1 protein-coding gene is annotated in these 1,428 nt (G+C 68.3%); it reads right to left on the bottom strand.

Annotated features, from left to right (window positions below):
- Nucleotides 1-7 precede the first annotated feature (7 nt).
- Nucleotides 8-1,357: an ISL3 family transposase gene (locus tag Q9R22_RS13265; protein ID WP_396415681.1), complete on the bottom strand. Its 1,350-nt coding sequence runs from the start codon at nt 1,355-1,357 to the stop codon at nt 8-10.
- Nucleotides 1,358-1,428: the final 71 nt, after the last annotated feature.

Below are 1,428 nucleotides of genomic sequence, written 5' to 3'. Positions count from 1 at the left end.
CGGCTCTTCACAATTCGGGGTGTAGGTGTGGTCTGAATCCGCCGGCTTCGAGGAGTGCGCGGGCTATGTAGTTGGTGAGGTTGCGGAAGCCGAGGGCGGAGCCGCGGAGGTGTTCGAGGCGTCCGTTGATGGCCTCGGTGGGGCCGTTGCTGGTGCCGGGCCGGTCGAAGAACGCGAGGATGTCGGCGGCGCGCTGTTTCAGTGTCCTGCCGAGTTTGCGCAGTTCGGCCAGTCCGGTGGGGATGCCGCTGGAGAGGGAGTCGATGAGCAGCTGCATGACGAACTTCCCGAGCTTCCGGTCGGGTTCCCGGTAGGCGGTGACCATCCGCTGGTAGATGCCCCAGGTCGCCTCGACCTCAGCGTGCTGCTCGTCGGCGAACAGGTTCTCCAGGCGGGTCTGCTGCTTCTCGGTGAGCAGCCCCGCTCCTGTGTGGAGGGTGCGGCGGGCCTTGTAGAGCGGATCCTCCTTCCTCCCGCGGCGCCCGAGTGCGTCGCGCTGAACCCGGCGGCGGCACTCGTCGAGCGCGTCGCCGGCCAATCTCACGACGTGGAATGGGTCCATCACCGCGACCGCGTCCGGGAGTTCTTCGGCGGTCGCGGTCTTGAAGCCGGTGAACCCATCCATCGCGACGACCTCGACACCGTCCCGCCAAGTCTGGGGGCGTTCGGCGAGCCAGGTCTTGAACACCTGCTTCGAGCGCCCTTCGACCATGTCCAGCAACCTGGACGGTCCCGTCTTCTCCCGCACCGGGGTGAGGTCGATGATCACGGTGACGTAGCGGTCGCCGTGGCGGGTGTGACGCCAGGCGTGCTCGTCGACGCCGATCACACCGACCCCGTCGAACCGGGCCGGGTCATCGATCAGGAGCCGCTTGCCCTCGGCGAGGACCGCGGAGTTCGCCGTATGCCACGACACTCCCAGGCCCGCGGCGACACGGGACACGGTGAGATGGTCGAGCACGATGCCCTCCAGCGCCCACCGCATCCCGCGACGGGACAGCTTCGCCCGCGCAGGCGCCGCCGCGGTGAGGTCTTCTCGCCAGGACCGCCCGCAGCCGGCGCACTTGTAGCGGCGGACCCGGATCAGCAGCGTCGTCGGGCGGTGTCCGAACGGCTCGTGCGCGAGCAGCCGCGTATCCGTCCCGCGGGAGAGCGCCTGGCTGCCGCAACCCCGACACCACGGATCCGGCTCCGCAACACGGCACTCGATCACCGCCCGCTCCGGCTCAAGGCACTGGCCGACGGCCTGAAGGCCGAGTTCATCGAGTCGGCAGAACACGGTCAGGTCAGGGGTCGCGAAGGTAGCGTGGAGCACGTCGAGGTCTTCCGGGCAGATGGTCAGTGTGAGAACTTCCATCATCGGGAGACCTCGACCCCTACCCCGGCATCAACGCGCTCAACCACCCACCCCCTCAACTGCGAAGAGCC

It is taken from the genome of Kocuria sp. PD6 (assembly GCF_031844145.1).
Lineage (GTDB): Bacteria > Actinomycetota > Actinomycetes > Actinomycetales > Micrococcaceae > Kocuria > Kocuria marina.
The sequence above is the reverse complement of the archived record's forward strand: the minus strand, read 5'-3'. Positions and strand labels throughout refer to the sequence as shown.

Bases quoted from the DNA above. Each gene is read 5' to 3' on its own strand.
- Q9R22_RS13265 (WP_396415681.1), bottom strand. From the start codon at position 1,357: ATGGAAGTTCTCACACTGACCATCTGCCCGGAAGACCTCGACGTGCTC.